Source organism: Acidiphilium sp. JA12-A1 (assembly GCF_000724705.2).
GTDB classification, from domain to species: domain Bacteria; phylum Pseudomonadota; class Alphaproteobacteria; order Acetobacterales; family Acetobacteraceae; genus Acidiphilium; species Acidiphilium multivorum.
Genome location: NZ_JFHO01000042.1, coordinates 40,806 through 60,791, shown reverse-complemented (window position 1 = coordinate 60,791; position 19,986 = coordinate 40,806). Strand labels below are relative to the sequence as shown.

Annotated in this window: 19 protein-coding genes; 3 read left to right on the top strand and 16 right to left on the bottom strand. The window is 67.6% G+C overall.

The window, feature by feature from the left end; all coding sequences use genetic code 11:
- Positions 1-14 precede the first annotated feature (14 nt).
- The 5 genes from RT91_RS21975 to RT91_RS08095 form a co-directional block, all read right to left on the bottom strand.
- Complete coding sequence (locus tag RT91_RS21975; protein ID WP_013640893.1) at positions 15-185, bottom strand: hypothetical protein; 171 nt, start codon at positions 183-185, stop codon at positions 15-17.
- Positions 182-1,051 carry a MaoC/PaaZ C-terminal domain-containing protein gene (locus RT91_RS08110; protein ID WP_035186661.1) on the bottom strand — a complete coding sequence of 290 codons (870 nt, stop codon included), beginning with the start codon at positions 1,049-1,051 and terminating at the stop codon, positions 182-184. The genes RT91_RS21975 and RT91_RS08110 overlap by 4 nt, the downstream gene beginning before the upstream one ends.
- Before the next feature lie 374 nt (positions 1,052-1,425).
- Complete coding sequence (locus tag RT91_RS08105; protein WP_035186659.1) at positions 1,426-2,283, bottom strand: MaoC family dehydratase N-terminal domain-containing protein; 858 nt, start codon at positions 2,281-2,283, stop codon at positions 1,426-1,428.
- Positions 2,280-3,428: a CaiB/BaiF CoA-transferase family protein gene (locus RT91_RS08100; protein ID WP_012040154.1), complete on the bottom strand. Its 1,149-nt coding sequence runs from the start codon at positions 3,426-3,428 to the stop codon at positions 2,280-2,282. The genes RT91_RS08105 and RT91_RS08100 overlap by 4 nt, the downstream gene beginning before the upstream one ends.
- Entirely contained in the window at positions 3,428-4,627 is a 1,200-nt protein-coding gene (locus RT91_RS08095) for an acyl-CoA dehydrogenase family protein (protein ID WP_007422637.1), read from the bottom strand. Before RT91_RS08095 ends, RT91_RS08100 begins: the two co-directional genes overlap by 1 nt.
- Positions 4,628-4,789: 162 nt before the next feature.
- On the opposite strand from RT91_RS08095, the gene RT91_RS08090 reads away from it, so the two are divergent.
- Positions 4,790-5,413, top strand: coding sequence for a trimeric intracellular cation channel family protein (locus tag RT91_RS08090; protein ID WP_007422638.1), 624 nt, complete (start codon positions 4,790-4,792; stop codon positions 5,411-5,413).
- Between the two features lie 8 nt (positions 5,414-5,421).
- On the opposite strand, the gene RT91_RS08085 is transcribed toward RT91_RS08090, so the two are convergent.
- From RT91_RS08085 to RT91_RS08035, 11 genes are all read right to left on the bottom strand, one after another.
- Entirely contained in the window at positions 5,422-6,414 is a 993-nt protein-coding gene (locus tag RT91_RS08085; RefSeq protein WP_035186656.1) for a class II aldolase/adducin family protein, read from the bottom strand.
- Positions 6,411-7,898 (bottom strand): glycerol-3-phosphate dehydrogenase, encoded by a 1,488-nt coding sequence (locus RT91_RS08080; protein ID WP_035186654.1) that lies wholly within the window; start codon positions 7,896-7,898, stop codon positions 6,411-6,413. Before RT91_RS08080 ends, RT91_RS08085 begins: the two co-directional genes overlap by 4 nt.
- Entirely contained in the window at positions 7,895-8,563 is a 669-nt protein-coding gene (locus tag RT91_RS08075; RefSeq protein WP_007422608.1) for a class II aldolase/adducin family protein, read from the bottom strand. The genes RT91_RS08080 and RT91_RS08075 overlap by 4 nt, the downstream gene beginning before the upstream one ends.
- Before the next feature lie 39 nt (positions 8,564-8,602).
- Positions 8,603-9,652: a 2-hydroxyacid dehydrogenase gene (locus RT91_RS08070; protein WP_007422609.1), complete on the bottom strand. Its 1,050-nt coding sequence runs from the start codon at positions 9,650-9,652 to the stop codon at positions 8,603-8,605.
- On the bottom strand, positions 9,642-11,204 hold the full coding sequence (locus RT91_RS08065) for an FGGY-family carbohydrate kinase (protein ID WP_007422610.1): 1,563 nt from the start codon (positions 11,202-11,204) through the stop codon (positions 9,642-9,644). The genes RT91_RS08070 and RT91_RS08065 overlap by 11 nt, the downstream gene beginning before the upstream one ends.
- Positions 11,201-12,298 carry an ABC transporter ATP-binding protein gene (locus RT91_RS08060; protein WP_007422611.1) on the bottom strand — a complete coding sequence of 366 codons (1,098 nt, stop codon included), beginning with the start codon at positions 12,296-12,298 and terminating at the stop codon, positions 11,201-11,203. The genes RT91_RS08065 and RT91_RS08060 overlap by 4 nt, the downstream gene beginning before the upstream one ends.
- A complete protein-coding gene (locus RT91_RS08055) occupies positions 12,295-13,383 on the bottom strand; it encodes an ABC transporter ATP-binding protein (RefSeq protein WP_007422612.1) in 1,089 nt (362 codons plus the stop codon). The genes RT91_RS08060 and RT91_RS08055 overlap by 4 nt, the downstream gene beginning before the upstream one ends.
- Positions 13,380-14,237 (bottom strand): carbohydrate ABC transporter permease, encoded by an 858-nt coding sequence (locus RT91_RS08050; RefSeq protein WP_012040148.1) that lies wholly within the window; start codon positions 14,235-14,237, stop codon positions 13,380-13,382. The genes RT91_RS08055 and RT91_RS08050 overlap by 4 nt, the downstream gene beginning before the upstream one ends.
- On the bottom strand, positions 14,224-15,150 hold the full coding sequence (locus RT91_RS08045) for a carbohydrate ABC transporter permease (protein WP_007422614.1): 927 nt from the start codon (positions 15,148-15,150) through the stop codon (positions 14,224-14,226). Before RT91_RS08045 ends, RT91_RS08050 begins: the two co-directional genes overlap by 14 nt.
- A 73-nt stretch (positions 15,151-15,223) precedes the next feature.
- Positions 15,224-16,660, bottom strand: a complete 1,437-nt coding sequence (locus RT91_RS08040) for an ABC transporter substrate-binding protein (RefSeq protein ID WP_012040147.1) — start codon at positions 16,658-16,660, stop codon at positions 15,224-15,226.
- On the bottom strand, positions 16,657-17,667 hold the full coding sequence (locus RT91_RS08035; protein ID WP_012040146.1) for a sugar-binding transcriptional regulator: 1,011 nt from the start codon (positions 17,665-17,667) through the stop codon (positions 16,657-16,659). Before RT91_RS08035 ends, RT91_RS08040 begins: the two co-directional genes overlap by 4 nt.
- A gap of 203 nt (positions 17,668-17,870) precedes the next feature.
- Between RT91_RS08035 and RT91_RS08030 the strand changes: the two genes are divergently transcribed.
- Both RT91_RS08030 and RT91_RS08025 read left to right on the top strand, forming a co-directional pair.
- Positions 17,871-19,142, top strand: coding sequence for an FGGY-family carbohydrate kinase (locus RT91_RS08030; protein ID WP_035186652.1), 1,272 nt, complete (start codon positions 17,871-17,873; stop codon positions 19,140-19,142).
- The gene (locus RT91_RS08025; protein ID WP_007422618.1) at positions 19,139-19,981 is read left to right on the top strand and encodes a TIGR01459 family HAD-type hydrolase; all 843 of its coding nucleotides are present in this window, start codon (positions 19,139-19,141) and stop codon (positions 19,979-19,981) included. Before RT91_RS08030 ends, RT91_RS08025 begins: the two co-directional genes overlap by 4 nt.
- The last annotated feature ends 5 nt before the right edge of the window (positions 19,982-19,986 follow it).

Here is a 19,986-nt window from a genome sequence, read left to right as displayed (position 1 = left end):
GCGGGCCGGATCGTCTATTCACCGCGGAATGCCGCCGCCCTCTTTGCGAAGAAGGCTGCGCGGCCCTCGCGATGATCGGCGCCGAGAAGCTGCGCAGCCTGCATGCCGGCCTTCCAGGCGAGCGTCGGCATGAGCGACGAGCCGTCGAGGATCTTCTCGCGCGGCGGGGCGACGGCGCGAGTCACGGCGACGCGCCAGCCTCGGCAAATCGCGCGAGACCGTGGTTGACGATCATGACATTGCGTTCGGCCACGCGGGCGCGGAACGATCCATCGCGCCAGATCTCGGTGCGGATCGTCTCGCCGGGCAGGACGGGGGCGGTGAAGCGGAGCTGGAGCTCGCGGAAGCGGGTCGCATCGTAATCGCCGAGGGTCCGCAGCAGCGCATGCGCGACCACGCCGAGGGTGCACAACCCATGCAGGATCGGCCGCTCGAAACCGGCGGCCGCGGCCACGGCGGGGTCGGCATGCAGGGGATTGTCGTCGCCGTTGAGGCGATAGAACAGCGCCTGTTCCGGCCGGGTCGGCAGTTCGACGACGAAATCCGGCGGGCCGCCCGGCACCGGCGGCGGCCGCCGCACCGGGCCGGTGGGGCCACCGAAACCGCCGTCGCCGCGCAGGAACGTGGTGCTGCGAGCCGTGGCGTAGAGCGCGCCACTCGCCGCATCCAGAACCTGCTTTTCCATGTAGAGCAACGCGCCGCGGCCGGCCCCCTTGTCGACCAGGCCGGTCACCCGTGTGCGCCCGACGATCTCGCCCTCGACGGGCAGCGGCAAATGCTGCTCGAGCGCCTGTTCCCCATGCACGAGACGGACCGCGTCGACCCCGATGCGCGGATCAGTAAGCCAGAATCCCGGATGCCCCAGCACGAGCGCCATCCACGGCAGAGCGTGCAGCTGGCGGTGTTGATCGACAAAGTCGAGCTGGCGCGGATCGGCCGGATCCTGCGCCATGCCGACCGACAACGCATAAAACGCGACGTCACGGGGCGTAACGCGTTGCCTGATGTCGGGGATCGGAAAATTCAGCAGCAATTCGGGATCGATTGTCACAATTCCTCCTCAGGTTCACCGGAACCCGCAGGCCCGGGGCAAACCGGATGTCCGGCAGCATTCCGGCATGCACGGGCAAGCAGCGCAAGGTTCCCGAATGTTAGAAATGGCCAGCGCATGTCGATTTACGTCCGCAACGACCGCGCGTCAGCGATCAGGCCGCGCTCGTCCAGGCCGTCGTATGCCGCACGCGATCCTGACGGCACCGGAACGTTCATGGGCTGTGAACCTCTTCGAGGTAGATTCCGTTCCGGATAGCATCCGAACTCATGAATGACAATCGGAATGGCGCCGGAGCTTCGGTTGCCCATGCTGTTCGGCGCGGCGCTGCTTCCCGCACGTCGCGGCCATGCGGAGCATGTCGCATGACCGCTTTACCAGTCGGCGGATGCTTCCATCGTGCTTGTGCCCGTGCCGGTTTCGGTCCGCAGCGCGAGGCCCGTGCCGGTCCGCCGCGCGACGAGCCGGAAGGGCATGAAGTCGAACAGCGGGCTGAGGCCGCGAAACGTGAAATGCCGTGGCGCGGCGCCGCCAATCTCTGCGGCGAAGTCGAGCAGCAGCGTGGCCTGCAGCGGGCCGTGGACGATCAGGCCGGGATACGATTCCGCCTCGCGCGCGTAGGATCGGTCGTAGTGGATGCGATGGCCGTTGAAAGTGAGCGCCGAATAGCGGAACAGCGTCACCGGGCCGGCCTGCATGTCGCGATGCCATTCGGCATCCTCCGGCGGCGGGCCCAGCGGCACGGGTTCGGCAGGTGGCGCACCACCGCCCGCTGCCGCGCGGTAGACGATGTCGTGCCGTTCGGTCAGGGCGAGGCCGCGTGGCGAGACGATCTCGTGATCGACGGCGACGAAGCAGAGCGGGCCGGCGCGCCCCTCCTTGACCACGACATCCGCGATGCGCGAGCGGCGCTCCACCTCGTCGCCCACGCGCAGCCGGTCGGCGAAGCGCAAGGTGCCGCCGGCCCACATCCGGCGCGGCAGCGGCACGGGCGGCAGGAAGCCGCCGCGCGCGGGGTGACCATCCGGCCCAAGGGCGGCGGTGATCGCGGTGGGCGGGGCGAGGCACCAATGGATTGCGAGCGGCGCGGGATCGCCGGCGCGGGGCGCGGGATCGTCGCGGTCGAATGTCGCGGCGAATTCGCGGACGAGGCGGGGGGCGACGACATCGCGCGCGGTTTCGGTGCGGCCGATCCAGGATTTGAGGTGATTGATATCGAGCATCATCGTCATGGCGCGGGCTCCGGAGGCGGGGACAATCCGAATTCGGCGAGAACTGTCTCCGTGTGCTCGCCGATCGCGGGGATCGGGCCGTAATCGCGCGCCGCGCCGCGCAGGATCGGCGCCGGCGCGGGCAGCGACACCGGCCCCGCGGCGCTGCCGACCGCGATGCGGCGCAGATGAGGGTGGCGGACGAGGGCGGCCATGTCATTCAGTTCGGCGAAGGCGATGCCGGCCTCCGTCAGCCGCGCGATCAGCGCCGCCGCCGGCAGCGCTGCGAAGACCGCGCCCACCGCCGCGTCGGTGTCGTGCCGGTGCCGCACCCGCGCGACGTTGTCGGCGAAGCGGGGGTCCTGCGGCATGTCCGGCATCAGCAGCACGTCGCGGCAGAAGACGCGCCATTCGCGCTCACTCTGGATCGAGATCAGCAGCTGCCGGCCATCCTTGGCAGCAAAAACGCCATAGGGCGCGATCGAGGGATGGGCGAGCCCGACGCGCCGGGGCGGGTTTCCGGCCTCGGTGTTGAGCAGAGGCACAGCCAGCCAGTCAGCCATCACGTCGAACATCGAGATCCGGATATCGGCCCCCTCGCCGGTCCGGCCTCGGGCGATCAGCGCTTCGAGGATCGCGGCGTGCGCGGTGGCACCGGTCGAGATGTCGACCACCGAAATGCCGACCCGCGCCGGCTCGCCCGGCCCGCCGGTGATCGAGGCGAGGCCGGATTCAGCCTGGATCAGCAAGTCGTATGCCTTGCGGTCGGCGAGCGGGCCGTCATCGCCGTAGCCGGTGATCGAGCAGCAGATCAGGCGCGGATGGCGGCGCCGCAATGTCTCGACCGGCAGGCCGAGCCGGTCGAGCGCGCCGGGTTTCAGGTTCTGCACGAGCACGTCGGCCCGGGCGATCAGGGCGGCGAGTTGGTTCACCGCCGCCGGTTGCCGCAGATCGAGCGCCACGGATTCCTTGCCGCGGTTGAGCCAGGCGAAATAGGAGCTGCCGGCGGGCGTGGCCTCGTCGTAGAAACGGGCGAAATCACCTTCCGGCCGCTCGATCTTGATCACCCGCGCCCCGGCATCGGCGAGGCGCGACGTGCAGAACGGGGCGGCGACGGCCTGCTCGATGGCGACGACGAGCAGGCCCGCGAGCGGCAGGTCCGGCATCAGTAGGACCTCGGCAGGCCGAGCACATGTTCGGCGAGATAGGAAAGGATCAGGTTCGTCGAAACCGGCGCGACCTGGTAGAGGCGGGTTTCGCGGAACTTCCGCTCGACATCGTATTCCTCGGCAAAGCCGAAGCCCCCGTGCGTCTGAACGCAGATTTCCGCCGCCTCCCACGAGGCTTCGGCGGCGAGCATCTTGGCCATGTTGGCTTCGGCTCCGCAGTTCTGTCCCGCCTCGAACAGCGCGGCGGCGCGATGGACCATCAGTTCCGCCGCGCGCATCCGCGCATAGGCTTTGGCGATCGGGAACTGCACGCCCTGATTCTGGCCGATCGGCCGTCCGAAGACAACGCGTTCCTTCGCGTAGGCGGTCGCCTTGTCGATGAACCACTTGGCGTCGCCGATGCATTCGGCGCCGATCAGGATGCGCTCGGCATTCATGCCGGAGAGGATGTAGCGGAAGCCCCTGCCTTCCTCGCCGATCAGGTTTTCCGCCGGCACGCGGACATTGTCGAAAAACACTTCGGTCGTCGCATGATTCATCATCGTGCGGATCGGCCGGATGGTCAGGCCCGCCTGCCGCGCCTCGCGCATGTCGAGCAGGAAGACCGAAAGCCCGTCGGTGCGTTTCTGCGCCTGCTCGCGCGGCGTGGTGCGGGCGAGCAGCAGCATCAGATCGGAATATTCGGCGCGCGAGGTCCAGATCTTCTGGCCGTTGACGACATAATGGTCGCCCTCGCGCCGGGCGGTGGTGCGCAGCGCCGTGGTGTCGGTGCCGCTGGTCGGCTCCGTCACGCCGAAGGCCTGCAGCCGCAGTTCGCCGCGGGCGATCTGCGGCAGGTAGCGCGCCTTCTGCGCCTCGCTGCCATGCCGCAACAGCGCGCCCATGATATACATCTGCGCATGGCACGCCGCGCCGTTGCAGCCGGCATGCTGCACCTCCTCGAGGATCGCCGCGGCGGCGGACAGGCCGAGGCCGGAGCCGCCATATTCCTCGGGGATCAGCGCGGCGAGCCAGCCGCCCTCCGCCAGGGCGCGGACGAAGGCTTCGGGATATGTCCCCTCACGGTCGAGCTCGCGCCAGTAGGCGCCGGGAAAGCCGGCGCAGAGCCGCGCCACTTCGGCACGGATGGCGGCGTGCGGGTCGTCGCCGGAGACGGTCTCTGGATGATCGGCGGGGCCGGCAGACGGACGGGTCAAATGCTTCCTCCACGGTGGGCTATGCAGCGGGCTGCACCATGGACCATGGTATCCCGATCTGAAAATAGCTAAGTCTGCCGCCATTTCCATCCTAACGTCCGCCGGTGCCAACGTGATTCCTCGCCCCTCCTGCCGCTTCCGCCCTGCTCCCGGATCCCGCGCGTGAGCCCGGGGGGGATCGTGCATCCGCTGGTGGCCGGGCTCGACATGACCGGCACGCTGGTCTTCGCGATGAGCGGGGCGGCGCGCGGCGTGCAGGAGCGGATGGACGTGTTCGGCGTTCTGGTGCTCGCCTATGTCACCGCGGTTTCCGGCGGCATCCTGCGCGACGTCATGATCGGCGCGGTGCCGCCGGAATCGGTGGCGAGCTGGCACAATCTTGCCCTGGCGCTGGCCGGCGGGCTGTTCGTGTTCGCCTGTTTCGGCCTGTTCAGGCGGCTTTCGCATCCGGTGCTGTTCTTCGATGCGATCGGGCTCGGCGTGTTCGCGGTGGCCGGAACGCAAAAGGCACTGGACTACGGAATCAACTGGCCGATGGCGGCGATTCTCGGCATGGTCAGCGCGATCGGCGGCGGCATGGTGCGCGACGTGCTGACCATGCGGGTGCCGACCGTGCTGCACGCCGATATCTACGCCGTCGCCGCCCTGGCCGGCGCGCTGGTGGTGGTGGCCGGCGCTGCCCTTGGCATCGCCCAGCCGCTTGCCGCCTGGAGCGGGCTCGCGCTCTGCGTGTTTCTGCGGATGATGGCGATCTATCGGGGCTGGCGGCTGCCGGCGGCGCGCTGACGCCAGGCTCAGGATGCCGGGCGCTGCAATGTCTTGCGATAGGCTTCCGCCTCCCAGCCGAGCAGCGCGGCCTCCTCGTCGGCGCTCAGCACGCTCAACGCCGCACCTGCCGGCACGAGGCGGGCGACATCGGCGATGCAGCGGGCCATTGCCCGGGCGGAGGCCGAGGCATCGCGCCGCAGCAGCGCGCCCGCGCCGGGCACGAGCACGAGCGGTGCGCCGGATTCGACCCGCTCCGGCACGCCTGGGCCGAGGAAGATGACATGGTCGGGGTAGAGCGAGCCGGCGCGGGCGACGGCGAGACTTGCCGGGTCGGCGCCGAGCGTGGCGATCTCGGGCGGCGCGGCTTCGTAGCCGGAGCCTGCCGCGGCGCGCGCGAGGGCGGCGTCATCGGCGGGCGCGAGCGGGCGCGCCACAGCGGCGAGCCGGGCGCGCACGGTCTCGATCAACGCCACGGCACCCTCCACCGTTTCCGCACCGACGGTCAGCCCATGATTGCCGAATACATAGATGGCATGGCCGGGCCGCGCCATCACGCCATCGGCCAGCGGCTGGCCAGGGCGGACATAGGGGACGAAGCCCCAGTCGAGCCCCGCGAGCGCGCCGGCGAGCCGGGCTTCGGCATCGGCGCGCACGGCCGCCGCGATGGTCGCAACGCAATGGACGTGCAGAACCACCCGGTGCGGCATCATCGCGTGCATCGCCGTCTCGATCGAGGGGCGCAACACACCGCCGCCGATCAGGAAGCGTTTCGCATTCTCGACATCGCCACCCTCGCCATAGGCTGCGCGCAGCGCAACGAAATCGACCGGCACCATCACGTCCTGCCGAGCGGCATCCGCCAGCCACTGGCCGGAAGCCTTGATCCACATCGCCCCGCCGAGCTTGATCGAGGTGTTGCCGCCGGCGGCCTGCACCAGCAGCGGATCGGCGCCGATCCGCGCCGAGGCGGCGACGAGTTCGGCAAGCGCCGGATCGTCCCGGCCGGGCGCCGCGCTCATGCCGCCACCCAGGCGGCGAAGGCCTCGCGCTCGGCGGTGGTCATGTGCAGACCGTGCTTGGTGCGGCGATCCAGATAGTCGTCCGCATCGCGCGCCCATTCGGCGCGGCGCAGATAATCGGCCTCGCATTCGTAGAACAGCCCGCCGAAATGCCGGCCGAGGCCGGCAAGATCACCCGCAGCACCGATCACGTCGGCGGCGCGGGTGCCGTAGAGCCGCGCGTAGTGATGGGCGAGGGTTTCGGGCAGGAAGGGCTTGGCGCGCCGGAACTCCGCAAGGAACCGGTCGAAATCGGCGCCCTCCATGTCGCCGCCCGGCAGCGGTGCCGCGCCGGTCCAGGGGGCCCGCATCGCGGGGAGGAATTTCTGCAGCCGCTCCAGCGCGTGCTCGGCGAGCTTGCGATAGGTCGTGATCTTGCCACCGAACACCGACAGCAAAGGCGCCTCGCCCGGTTGCTCGTCGATATCGAAGACATAGTCGCGCGTCACCGCCGAGGGGTTCGCCGCCTTGTCGTCATATAGCGGGCGGATGCCGGAGAATTCGGCCACGATATCGTCTTCGGTGAGCGGCCGCTTCATGTAGCGGTTGACGGCGCGCAGCAGATAGGCGCGCTCCGCCGCATCGATCGCGACATCTTCGGCGGCGCCGTCATAGGGAATGTCGGTCGTGCCGATCAGGCAGAGATCGTCCTCATAGGGATTGACGAAGATCACCCGCTTGTCGTCGTTCTGCAGGAGATAGGCCTGCGGACCGTCCCAGAACTTGCGGACGACGATGTGGCTGCCCTTGACCAGGCGCACCTTCGCCGGCGTGTTCAGCCCGATCACGCCCTGCATGACTCCGGCAACCCACGGACCAGCGGCGTTGACCAGGACGCGGGACGTCACCGCTTCCGTCGCGCCATCGGCGGCGCGCAGGGTCACGTGCCAGACCCCGCCCTCGCGCCGGGCCGAGGCGGCCGCGGTGCGCGGGCGCACGGCGGCGCCGTGTTCCGCGGCATCGAGCGCGTTCAGGACGACCAGCCGCGCGTCATCGACCCAGCAATCGGAATATTCGAAGGCCCTGGCGTAGTCCGCGCGGATCGGCGCGCCCTCGGGCGCGCGGCGCAGGTCGAGAGCTCGGGTGCCGGGCAGCTTCTCGCGCCCGCCGAGATGATCGTAGAGAAACAGGCCGAGGCGGATCATCCAGGCCGGGCGCTGCTCCGGGCTGTGCGGCAGCACGAAGCGCATCGGCCAGACGATGTGCGGCGCGGCGCGCAGCAGCACCTCGCGCTCGATCAGCGCCTCGCGCACCAGGCGGAACTCGTAGTATTCGAGATAGCGCAACCCGCCATGCACGAGCTTGCCCGAGCGCGACGACGTGCCCTCGGCGAAATCGCCCTTCTCGCAGAGCAGGGTTTTCAGGCCGCGGCCGGCGGCATCGCGGGCGATGCCCGCGCCGTTGATGCCGCCGCCGATGACCAGGAGATCGTAGTCCGCATTCATGCGGCATCGGCTCCGGCGTCATCCTGCAGGCCGTAGCCGGAGAACTGGGCCAGCGTTGCGTCGATGTCGGCGGCGCTGAGGATGTGCGGCTTGCCGAGCACGAGCGCGTGGTAATACTGCCGCGAAATGGTTTCGAGCTCGACCGCGCGCCACATCGCCTTGTCGAGATTTTCGCCGAGCACGATCATGCCGTGATTGGCGAGCAGGCAGCCCATGCGTCCTTCCAGCGCCTTCAGCGCATGCACCGAAAGCTCCTTGGTGCCGAACGTGGCATAGGGCGCGCAACGCACATCGACCCCGCCAAAGGCCGCGACCATGTAGTGGCAGGCCTCGATGTCCCGCCGGGCGATGGCGAGCGTGGTCGCGAAGGTGGGGTGGCTGTGGACGATCGCGTTCACTTCAGGCCGGGCGCGCATGATGTCGAGATGGAAGCGCCATTCGGTCGAAGGTTTCAGCTTGCCCGTCCAGGCGCCGTATTCGCCCTCGATCGGCATGGCGGCGATCATGTCGGGCTCGATCAGGTGATAGGGCGTGGCGGAGGGCGAGATCAGCATCGTGTCGCCGTGGCGGACGCTGATGTTGCCGGACGTGCCCTGGTTGATGCCCAGCGCGTTCATCTGCTGGCAGGCGGAGATCAGGGCCTTGCGAAGGTCGAGGTCGCTCATGTCGGGGGAGCCTTTCAGTCTTTGTCTGTTAACGGGACGTCAGCAGGGATTGAGCGGCGGCTCGCCGGCGAGAAAGCGGCGCAGTTCCTCGGCGGCGGCCTCGGCGGCGATCGTTACGGTCTTCACCGAGGCGCCGGCGATGTGCGGCGTCAGGGTCACATTCGGCAGGTCGAGCAGGCCCCAGTCGGCCGGGACCGGTTCGATGCCGAATGTGTCGAGCGCCGCGCCCGCGAGATGGCCGCGCCGCAGCGCGTCCTCGAGCGCCGCATAGTCGAGCAGCGGGCCGCGCGCGGTGTTGACCAGATAGGCGCCTGGCTTCATGACCGCGAGGCGGGCGGCGTTCATCATCCCGGTCGTCTCCGCCGTCACCCGCGGATGCAGGGTGACGACATCCGATTCGGCCAGCAGCGTTTCCAGCGAGGCCGGCGCGACACCATCGGCAAGATCCGCCGCAGCGAGCCCGACATAGGGATCATGCACCAGGATGCGGCAGCCGAAGGGCTTGAGCAGGCGGACGACGCGGGTGCCGATCTGACCATAGCCGATGATGCCGACGGTCATTTCCGACAGCTCGCGGCCGGTGAGGTCGGCGCGGTAGAGATCGCCGCGCCAGTCGCGCCGGCGCAGCGAATCGTGCCCCGCGCCGATCAGCCGGGTCTGCGCGAGGATGGCGCCGATGGTGAATTCGGCAACGGCGCTGGCGTTGCGGCCCGGCGTGTTGACGACGCGGATCTGGCGCAACCGGGCTGCTTCCATGTCGATATTGACCGGCCCGCCGCGCGATACCGCGATAAGCCGCAGATGCGTCATCCGCTCCAGCATCTGCGCGGAAACCGGGGCGAGATGGGTGACGAGGATTTCCGCATCGCCCACGAAGGCGGCGATCTCGTCCGGATCACCCTGGTATTCCTTCAGCCCGTCCATGCCCGGCTTCGCATAGCCATGCTCCATCGGCTCATCCGGCCAGGGCAGCGTCATCGAGCGAAGCGCGAGCGCATCGCCGCAGCGCGCCGCGATGGCGCGCGCGAACATCTCGGGACGCATGAAATTGTCACCGATCACGGCGCAGTCGCGTTTCTCAGCCGCCATGGAATTTCTCTCCGAACGAAGCAAACCGGTGCCAGAAGGGCGCGTTGGCGAGCCTGGCCTCCTGATAGATGGGGAGTAGCCCCTCGTAGCGCGCCATCAGCGCCGGGTCGGGCAATTCGGGTTCGCCGAGCAACGGCGCAATCCAGGCGCGCGCGCAGGTCGCAAGGTCGGGCATGATGCCGAGCGAGACGGAGGCGATCATCGCCGCCCCCAGCGCCCCGCTGCCGTGTTCCTTGACGATTCGCACCTTGCGGCCGAGCATCGCGGCGAAGATCTGCCGCATCGCCGCCGAGCGCGACGCGCCGCCGGTCAGGCTGATGATCTCGGGCGCGCCGCCGATCGCCGCATAACAGTCCGCCGCCGCGAGGGCGAGGCCTTCATAGATGCCGCGCATCATGCCGGGCAGGTCGAGCCCGCGGCCTATGCCGGCGAGGCTCGCCCTCGCCCGCGCATCGGTGAACGGGCCGCGCTCGCCGCCGGCCGAGATGTAGGGGTGCCAGACCGCAACCGCCGGTGGGGCCGCAGGCACCGCGGCATCGAGGGCTGCGAGGAGGGCGGCGGAATCCGGCTCGTGCCCGGCCAGACGCAGGGCCTGCCCGGCAATGCCGACCAGCCAGTCGATATTCAGCGTCGCCGCCAGGGTGGATTGCAGCAGCGCCGTCTTGCCCGGCACCGGGAAGACCATGCGGTAGCCGCTCAGCGGCGCATCGGCCGGGCGTTCGAAATCATCGTCGGCGAGGCGGATGTTCATGCCCGTGCTGCCGATGATCGAGGTGCCGGAATCGGCGTCGATCCCGTAGAGACCGGCACCAAGGGCGCTGCACAGCACGTCGACATAGCCGAGCACGACCGGCGTGCCGGCCGGGATGCCGAGCCGGGCCGCGGCATCGGCGGATAGCGGGTGATGCGTCGTCACCCCATCGACGATCGGGGGCAGCTTGCCGGCCTCGGGACGCAGGCCGAATGCATCGATCACCGTGTCGGAATAGGCGCGGCTTCGCCACGAGCCGAAGGTGAAGCAGCCTTCGGAGGGATCGGTCGCGCGGGTGCCGGTAAGGCGGAAATAGAGCCAGTCCTTGCAGTGCAGGGCGGTGGCGGCGCGGGCGAGCTGTCCGGGCCGGTTCGCGCGCAGCCACAGAAGCTGGCCGGATTGCTGGCAGGCGGCGGGACCGGTGCCGGATTCGGCGAAGATCGCGCGCCCGCGGGCATCGGCGCGAATATCCTCGATGATCGCGCCCGCCCGCGCATCCAGCCAGAGCAGCGCGGGGCCGACCGGCGCGCCGGCGGCGTCGATCAGCCAGGTGCCGTCACCCTGCCCGGTGACCGCGAGGCCGACCACCTCGGCGCCTTCGAGCCTGGCGACGAGGCCGGCGATCACCGCCGCGGCGGCGTCCCAGGTCGCCTCCATGTCCTGCTCGACACCGCCACGCCCGTCCTCGACATAGTGGTTCTGCCTTGATTCGAGGGCCACCGGCCGGCCCTCGATGTCGAAGGCAACGGCCTTGAGCACCGAGGTTCCGGCATCGAGCGCGACAATCACCTGCTTTGTCATGACACGGCTCCATGCGCGAGCGCGATACCGCTCGCCTTGTCGAACACATGCAGATCGGCGGGATCGAAACCGAAGGGCACGGTGCTGCCGAGGCGCGCGCCGAAACGCTCGGGATGAATGCCGATCAGCATCCGCCCCGCCGCCTCGATCGCGACATGCGCCTGATCACCGAGCCACTGGTTCGAGACGACCTCGCCCTGGAACGCCCCGGTGCCGAGATGCAGCCGGTGGGGCCTGAGGCCCAGCACCACGTCACGGCCCGGCTCGATCCCCGGAGGCAGTGGCGCGAGAATCCGCAGCGCCACCGCGCCGGCTTCATCGAGCGCCTCGAACCCCTGCGCGGTCGCGCGGCCCGGCAGCGTGTTCATCGGCGGCTCACCGAAAAAGGTGCCGACGAAGAGATTGGCGGGCCGCTCGCGCAGATCCGCCGGCGAGCCGAACTGCTGCAACACGCCGGCTTCCATCACCGCGATCCGGTCCGCCATCGCGTTCGCCTCGCCCTGGTCGTGGGTGACGAGAACGGCGGTGTAGCCGCGCTCCTTGATGCGCGCCTTCACCCGGCCGCGCAGCACGGCGCGCAACTGCGGCTCCAGCTGGCCCATCGGCTCGTCGAGCAGGTGCAGGTCGGCGCGGCGGATCAGCGCCCGGGCAAGCGAAGCGCGTTGCTGCTGGCCGCCGGACAGCCCGTTTGGCTTGCGGCCGAGGATCGGGCCGATTTCGAGCAGGTCGGCCACCTCGCGCACTTCCTGTTCCACCGCCGCCTTGTCCCGCCGTTCGCCGCGAAGGGCAAAGCCGATATTCTCGGCGATGGTCAGCGGCGGATAGAGCGCGTAGCCCTCGAACGCCATGGCCACGCCGCGGCGGGCGGGGGGCAGCGTGTCGATCCGCCTGCCGGCCAGATTGATCGTGCCGTGGCTGACCGTTTCGAACCCGGCAACCATGCGCAGCGTCGAGGTCTTGCCGCAGCCGGATGAGCCGAGCAGCGCGATGATCTCGCCGTCCGCGATGTCGAGATTCATGGTGCGGACGGCGTGGACGGGATGGCGCGAACCCTCGCCGTAGATCTTGTCGACGTTTTCGAGAACGAGACTCATGCGCTCACCTCCTCGGCGACCGGGGATGTCGCGACCGCGAGGCCGCTCGCCGCGTCGAACAGCGTGCCCGCCCCGGGGGCGATGCCTACATGAAGTTCCGTCGCGGCGGGTGCGGCGGCCTCGCTCGCCACCAGTTCGGTGCCGTCCGCCAGGCGCAACAGGACGATCTGCCGCTCGTTCATCGGCGTCACCGCGAGCACACGGGCCGGCACGCGGCCAGGGCTGCCGACGTCGTGCAGCGTGACCGCCTCGGGGCGGACTCCGAAAACCGGCTCGGCCGGGGATGCCGCGGCAAAACCGAAAGCGAGACCCGCGACGTTCACCCGGCAGCCGCCGCCGGCAGCCACCCCGCGCGCGGGGATCAGGTTCATCGGCGGATCGCCGAACAGCCGCGCGACCGCGATCGTCGCCGGATTGTCATAGACCTCCGCCGCGGGCGCGCACTGCACGATTGTGCCATCGAGCAGCACGGCGACGCGCTCGCCCATCGCCATCGCCTCGCGGAAATCCTGCGTCACATAAACCGAAGCCGTTTCGCGCGCGGCAAGCAGGCGCGGCAGCTCGATCCGCATCTCGTAGCGCAGCTTGGCATCGACGTTGCGGAGCGGATCATCGAACAGGATCAGCCGCGGCTCGCCGACCAGCGCGCGGGCCAGCGCCGTGCGCTGTTTCTGCCCGTTGGAAAGCGCGCGCGGCGCATGGTCGAGCACATGGCCGATGCGCAGCAATTCCGCCACCGCGTCGACGCGGCGCGCGATCTCCGCCGCATCGCGTTTCTGCGCCCGCAGCGGACTCGCGATGTTCTCGCGCGCCGACATGTGCGGATAGAGCGCGAAGTTCTGGAAGGCGACGCCGATATGCCGCGCTTCCGGTGCGGCATCGGAAACATCCCGCCCCTGTAGCAGCACACGGCCGCGCGCATTCGGCTCAAGCCCGGCGATCGCGCGGAGCATCACCGTCTTGCCGACGCCGGACGGACCGAACAGAACGACCCGCTCGGACGGCGCGACATCGAGCGCGACATCGCGGAGCACCTCGTGCGTGCCGAACCGGACCGACAATCCTGAAACCGAGAGCGCGCTCATCCCTTCACCGCCCCGAGGCTCAGCCCCTCGACCAGCCAGCGCTGCGCGTAAAGCGCGATCGCGAAGGTCGGAATGATCGACAGCACGACAGCCGCCGCTATCTGACCGTATTGAATGCCCGACGCGGTGACGAAGGCGAGCGCCCCGACCGTGACCGGCTGCTTCGAGCCTGACGCCAGCACCAGCGCGAAGATGAAGTTGTTCCAGGCGAAGATGAAGGAGAGCAGGCCCGCCGCCGCGATGCCCGGCCCCGCCAGCGGGATCGCGATCTTCACGAAGCCGCGGAACCATGAATGGCCGTCCACCCGGTAGGCATTCTCGATGTCCGGACTGACATCCTCGAAATAGCCGCGCACGATCCAGAGGATCAGCGGCAGGGTGATGAGCTGGTAGATCCAGATCAGCCCGGCATAGGTATTGTCGAGGCCGATCTGCTGGAACTCGAGCGAGAGCGGCAGAAGCACGAGCAGCGGCGGCGCGAATTTCAGCGAGAGCAGCGTGAAGGCCATGTCCTCCCCGAGGCGGAACTTGAAGCGCGCGAAGGCATAGGCGGCGGGAACGCCGAGGATGAGCGCGAGCACCACCGAACAGGACGACAGCAGGAACGAGTTGAACAGGTTGTGCATGAAGGCGATGTTCAACTGGCCGACGGAGGTGCTGAGCCGGCCGGTGATCAGCGCGATGTAGTTCGAGAGCGTCGGGCTGAAGACCAGCTTCGGCGGCAGCGAGAGAATCTGCGAATTCGTCTGCAACGACATGACCGCGATCCAGAAGATCGGAAACATGAAGAACAGGACGATGAGCGTGAGAGCGGCGCCACGAAGCAGCCGCAGGGAGCGGTCATGCACCGGCATGGTTCCTTTCCCGCATCTTGTGCCATTGATTGACGAAGAGCTTGGAGAGCACGAAGGTAATGGCCCACAGCACCATCAGGATCGCAGCCGAACGGCCGACATTCGTGTTCTGGTAGAAATCGACATAGGCGCGCACCTGGAACACCATCAGCGCATTGCCAGGCCCACCCTGCGTCATGCCGTAAACGATCGAGAATTCCTGGATGGCCGACAGCAGGCGGAAGAGCGTCGCCGTGATGATGTAGGGCATCAGCATCGGCAGCGTGATCCGGAAGAAGACGAAGCGCGCGGGCACGCCATCGAGCCGGGCGGCCTCGAAAGGCTGGGTCGGCAGCGAACGCAGCCCGGCGAGCAACAGGATCATGATGAACGGGGTGTTCACCCAGATGTCGATCAGCACGACGCTGAACATGGCCGTGCTCGGGTCGGAGGCCCAGCGGAAGCCGGTGAACCCAAGTCCGTTGACGATCCAGGCATAGACCCCGAAATTCGGATTGGTCATCAACTTCCAGATCAGCGAGGCGATGACCGGCGCCACCATCAGCGGCAGCAGCAGCGCGACCGAGATGATATTGTTGATGCGTGTGCGCTCGCGCAGCAGCATCGCGATTCCGAGGCCGAGCAGAAGTTCGAGAATGACGCTGGCGCCCATGTAGATCATGGAAACCGCGATCGTGTGGAGAAAGTCGGAACTTGTGAAGAGATCTATGTAGTTGCCGATCCCCACGAAATGCCGGCCGGCCGGAAACGCCATGTTATAGGCTTCCAGGCTGTAATACGCCGCCGTGAAAAACGGGACGAGAATGCCGATGCAGACGAGCAGCGCCGGCAGGCTGAGCAGATAGGGCAGCACCGTGCCGCGCCGGGTGACGCGGGCAGGATGCGTTTGCCCATCAATGACGGTCTCGGACATCGAGCTCTGTTCCGCTGGAGGATAGGGAGTGGCGCGGCACGACGGGAGCCGTGATCATGCCGCGCCGGCGCCTTCAGATTCCGGCGCTCTTCATTTCGTGATCGATATGCGCGGCGAGCTTGTCGAGGCCCTCATCAACGCTGACCTCCTTGGCGACCATGCGCTGCAGCGCCGCCGCCCACTCGGTGGTGACATTGAAGAAGAGCGGCTGCGGGGTGAAGTAGATCTTGGCGTCGGGCAGCGATTTTTCGAATGCGCTGTAGAAGCCTGGATAATTCTTGTCGAGCCGCGCCTTGAAGGCGGGATCCTTCCAGGTGGTTTCACGCACGGGATCGACAAGCTGCTTCTTGACGCCGCCAAAGATCCCGAAATTCTTGCCGCTCGCCCACTGGATGAAATACCAGGCGGCATCCTTCTGGTGCGAGAAGCTGCTCATCGCCAGCGACCATATCCAGACATTGGAGGTGGAGTGGTCCATCTTCGGATTCGGCACGAAGGGCGCGTAACCGATATGGCCGGATTCCTTGTTGCCGGGACCGTTCTCGAAGAAGCCGATGATATTGGCATCGTAGATCATGCCGCAGCGGCCGGCACCGAGATCCTGCGCGACTTCGTACCACGTATAGGTCGCCCAGTTCTTTGGACCGCATTTCTGGATCATCTCGACCCAGAGCTTGTTCATCTCCTTGCTCTGCGCGGAATTGACGACCGATTTCATGCCCTTCGCGGAAACGTCGAAATCCTTCGCGCCGTAATTGGTGTAGGCCGAGAGATAACCAGGATGGATCGTTGCCCAGGACCGGCTGCCACGCACGGAGACACCGTAGGCACCGCCGGCATCCTTGGTGATCTTCGTGCCGATCTCGATCATGTCCGGCAGGTTCTTCGGCGGCTCCAGCTTGAGCTTGTCGAAGATACGCTTGTTGTAGCTGATGTTGTAGAGCTCGAACCCGAGCGGTATCGCCCATTGCTTGGCGTTCTTGCTGCCCAGGGCCTCACCCGGCTTGCCGGACCACGCATCGGACTTGCGGAGATTTTCGATGATGCCGTTGAAGTCGTAATTCGGCGCGGTCTTCGACGAATCCTTGAGGTATTCGTTCATGTCGACAAGCCATCGCGCCGGGCCATATTGCCAGGTCTGGTAAGCGCCGGTCATCAGCACGTCGTAACGGTTCGAATGCGAGGAGAGTGCCGCCGTCACCTTGTCGAAATACACGTCTTCCGGAAAGATGTCGTACTCCACATCGATCCCGGTCATCGCCTTGAAATGCGCGAGGTCGGCGATCATCGCGTCGGCATAGGGATGCTTATTGAGAAGCAGGCGCAGCTTCTTGCCCTTGTGAGCCTGCCAGTTGAAGTCCGCGGCCATCGCCTGCGTGACTGCCCCGCCCAGGGCGAAATTCACGGCAGCGGCACCGACGCCGAGCGCGCCCGCACGCCGCGCGAAATCGCGGCGAGAGATGTTGCCGTTCACGAAATCGGCGGCCAGATCCTTGATCTTGTCAGTCATTGGTCCTCCCATTCTCTGGTCTGGTCCTCGGAGGTGTCCGGCGACGACATGTCGTCGGCAAGCGCCGAGGCAGTTTCTTCATCGGTAATGAATGCCGTAACGATGCCGCTCTTCAGTGCGGCATCGATCGCGCGGCGCTTGGCAGTTCCACCCGCCATCGCGATCACTTCGCGGCCGCGCATCACCTCGGGATCGATGGCGATGACACGATCCTGCAATTCGGTTTCGACGCGCTGGCCCGCAGCATCGAAAAAGGTGCCGAGTAGTTCGGCCACGGCGCCATCCCGCCGCGCAGCGGCGAATTCAGCTTCGAGCACCATGCCGCTCATCCCGAGAAAGGCCGATGGCTTGACCTCGCCGATGCCTAGCAGAAACAGCCCCGCATCCGCCGCGAGACGGAACGCGTCGGCGACGCCGCGCTGACGAAACAGCACGGCGCGGTCCTCCGGCGTGTTGGCATAGAACGGAACGGGCGGCAGATAGGCGGCAGCGCCCGTCTTCTGTGCAAGGGCATGAACCACGTCGAACGGGTTGGTGCCGACGCGGCGCGGCACATCACCAAGCACTGAGACCACGGTCAGTTCGGGAAACGGCACGGCTTCGAGATGATCGACCGCCGCGGCAACCGTTCGTCCGTGGCCAACACCGAATACGGTGTGGCGGCGGGTTTCGAATACTTCGGCGAGATAGTCGGCGCCGGCACGCCCGAGTGCGGAAAAAAGCCCCTCGGGGTCGGGCGGCGTCGGCACGACCCGGCAGAAATCGAGCCCGTAGCGTTCGGTAAGCCGCCGCTCGAGCGTCACACAGGACGCAACCGCACCGCCGATCGAGATACGGACAATGCCGCTCGCCATCGCCCGCGCGATCAATCGCTGGACGCGCGTCTGCGGCATACCCAGCGCGGCACCGATTTCCGACTGGGTCATCGAGCACTCGTAGTAGAGCCACGCCACCCGTGTGGCGAGTTCCATATCGTCGTTGCCCAATCGTCGGCTGGACCGTGCCACCGCGCTTCCTCTCCTGAATAATTTTGTATCGACACGGAGAAATATTCGGTTTACAGACGTTGTCAACGGAAATCGTCGCTGCGACGCAGCAAGAAATTGTGTATACGCGTGCAATGCCGGATATATCCTGAGAAAAATGCTGAAATATTCAATGTTGAATATTCAAAATGACAATTAGGCAGAGATTCGGAGGGAACGGCAAAATGGATGAGGTGCCGGACGCGGGGCGGCTCGTGGTCGGGGTCGATCTCGGGACCTCGGGCGTGCGCGCCATCGCGATCGATGACAGCGGCACGATCGTCGCCGAGGGTCGTGCCGCGATCTCCGCCACACGTCGCCGCGATCCTGCCTCGATCTGGTCCGCCGTCACCTCCGCGCTCGACATGCTCTGCGCGGCGCTGGACCCGCGCCGCATCGCGGCCATCGCGGTCGATGGCACCTCCGGCACGATCATTCCTACCGACATGTCAGGCGCGCCGATCGGCCTGGCCACGCTGTATAATGACAAGGCCGAAGCCGCTTCCGTCGCGCGCGTCAGCGCTGCCGCACCGGAAGACAGCCCGGCGCGCGGACAATCCTCCCCCCTCGCGCGTATGCTCGACCGCGCTTCCCTTCCGGGCCTCGCCGGCTTCCTGCACGAGGCGGACTGGATCGCCCACCGTCTCGGCGCGCCCCATGGCGTTTCGGATGCCAACAACGCGCTGAAATCGGGATACGATCCGCGCGCCGGCCGCTGGCCCGGGTGGATTGCGGCCACTGGCCTCGACCTCGCGTTGCTGCCCAGCGTCGTCGAGCCAGGCACCCCGGTGGGCCATGTCGGCGCGGATATCGCCGCCCGCTTCGGCTTTTCACCTGAGGCCCGCCTGGTCGCCGGCACGACCGATGGCTGTGCATCCTTCCTCGCCACCGGCGCCGACACGGCGGGCGACGGCGTTTCCGCCCTGGGTTCGACGCTGACGGTCAAGCTGCTGTCGGAACGTCCGGTCTCCGCGCCCGCCTTCGGCGTCTACAGCCACCGCCTGCTCGGGTGCTTCCTGCCGGGCGGTGCATCGAATGCCGGCGCCGCCGTACTCGCCCGTTTCTTCACGCCCGACCAACTCGCGGCACTCTCGACGCGCATTGATCCGGCGCGGGATTCGGGACTCGACTACTATCCCCTGCCGAGCCCCGGCGAGCGCTTTCCGGTGAGCGATCCGGCGCTGCCGCCCCAGCTCGAACCGCGGCCGGACGACGATGCCCGCTTCCTCCACGGGCTGCTCGAAGGCCTCGCGCGGATCGAGGCGGAGGCCTATCGGCGTCTGGCCGAACTCGGCGCGCCGCCGGTTCGCCGGATTTTCAGCGTCGGCGGCGGGGCTGCCAATCCGGTCTGGACCGCACTGCGCGCCCGGATCATCGGAGTCGAGGTGACCGCCGCAACCCACACGGAAGCAGCCTATGGCGCGGCCCGCCTCGCGCGACACGGAGTCGCCACATGACGATCCGCGCCATCTCCGGGCTCGCCGCTCTCGCGGATGCGGCGGATGCCTTCCTGATCGACCAGTTCGGCACGATCCACGATGGCGAAACGCCCTATCCCGGCGCGATCGAAACGCTGCGGACGCTGCGCGCGGCGGGCAAGCGCGTCATCCTGCTGTCCAATTCAGGCCGCCGCGCGTCGAACAACATCCACCGTCTCGCCGCGATGGGCATCACCGCTGACTGCTTCGATGCGTCACTATGCTCCGGCGAGGTCGCCTGGCAGGTCCTGCGCGCGGCGCCGCCGGCATATCTCCGCCGCCGCTGCCGGGTACTGCTCTTCGCCCGCGATCCGGCGCTCGACATTCTGGAGGGCTTCGACATCGCGCCGGTCGAAACGGCCGAAGAAGCCGACCTGGTGATGATCGCCGGATCGGAAGCCGACCGCCATGGCTACGATGCGCTTTGGTCACGCATGGCGCCGGCGGCCGCGCGCGGGGTGCCGGCGATCTGCACCAATCCCGACCGCCTCATGCTCGCGGGCGGCCGGCTGCATCCGGGCGCCGGCGCCCTGGCGGAGGCCTACCAAGCTGCGGGAGGAACAGTGCGCTGGTTCGGCAAGCCTCATGCCGACGTCTACGACGCCGCCCTCGCTCTGTTACCCGGCGTTCCCCACGCACGCATCTTCGGCGTGGGCGACAGCCTCGAACACGACATCGCCGGCGCCGTCGCGGCGGGTTGCCGGGGGCTTCTGGTCCGCACCGGGATCATCGACGGGCTCGACGACGCGGCCCTGCGCGTCGAAATGCGACGGTTTTCGACCCTGCCGGACGCCGTCGCCCCGCGCTTCGCATTCTGAGGCTG

What these genes read in the sequence shown, in the direction of transcription:
- RT91_RS08070 (WP_007422609.1), bottom strand. Translation starts at nt 9,652, where the DNA reads ATGGCGGCTGAGAAACGCGACTGCGCCGTGATCGGTGACAATTTCATG.
- RT91_RS08065 (WP_007422610.1), bottom strand. Translation starts at nt 11,204, where the DNA reads ATGACAAAGCAGGTGATTGTCGCGCTCGATGCCGGAACCTCGGTGCTC.
- RT91_RS08060 (WP_007422611.1), bottom strand. Translation starts at nt 12,298, where the DNA reads ATGAGTCTCGTTCTCGAAAACGTCGACAAGATCTACGGCGAGGGTTCG.
- RT91_RS08050 (WP_012040148.1), bottom strand. Translation starts at nt 14,237, where the DNA reads ATGCCGGTGCATGACCGCTCCCTGCGGCTGCTTCGTGGCGCCGCTCTC.
- RT91_RS08055 (WP_007422612.1), bottom strand. Translation starts at nt 13,383, where the DNA reads ATGAGCGCGCTCTCGGTTTCAGGATTGTCGGTCCGGTTCGGCACGCAC.
- RT91_RS08080 (WP_035186654.1), bottom strand. Translation starts at nt 7,898, where the DNA reads ATGAATGCGGACTACGATCTCCTGGTCATCGGCGGCGGCATCAACGGC.
- RT91_RS08025 (WP_007422618.1), top strand. Translation starts at nt 19,139, where the DNA reads ATGACGATCCGCGCCATCTCCGGGCTCGCCGCTCTCGCGGATGCGGCG.
- RT91_RS08045 (WP_007422614.1), bottom strand. Translation starts at nt 15,150, where the DNA reads ATGTCCGAGACCGTCATTGATGGGCAAACGCATCCTGCCCGCGTCACC.
- RT91_RS08085 (WP_035186656.1), bottom strand. Translation starts at nt 6,414, where the DNA reads ATGAGCGCGGCGCCCGGCCGGGACGATCCGGCGCTTGCCGAACTCGTC.
- RT91_RS08030 (WP_035186652.1), top strand. Translation starts at nt 17,871, where the DNA reads ATGGATGAGGTGCCGGACGCGGGGCGGCTCGTGGTCGGGGTCGATCTC.
- RT91_RS08040 (WP_012040147.1), bottom strand. Translation starts at nt 16,660, where the DNA reads ATGACTGACAAGATCAAGGATCTGGCCGCCGATTTCGTGAACGGCAAC.
- RT91_RS08105 (WP_035186659.1), bottom strand. Translation starts at nt 2,283, where the DNA reads ATGACGATGATGCTCGATATCAATCACCTCAAATCCTGGATCGGCCGC.
- RT91_RS08100 (WP_012040154.1), bottom strand. Translation starts at nt 3,428, where the DNA reads ATGCCGGACCTGCCGCTCGCGGGCCTGCTCGTCGTCGCCATCGAGCAG.
- RT91_RS08075 (WP_007422608.1), bottom strand. Translation starts at nt 8,563, where the DNA reads ATGAGCGACCTCGACCTTCGCAAGGCCCTGATCTCCGCCTGCCAGCAG.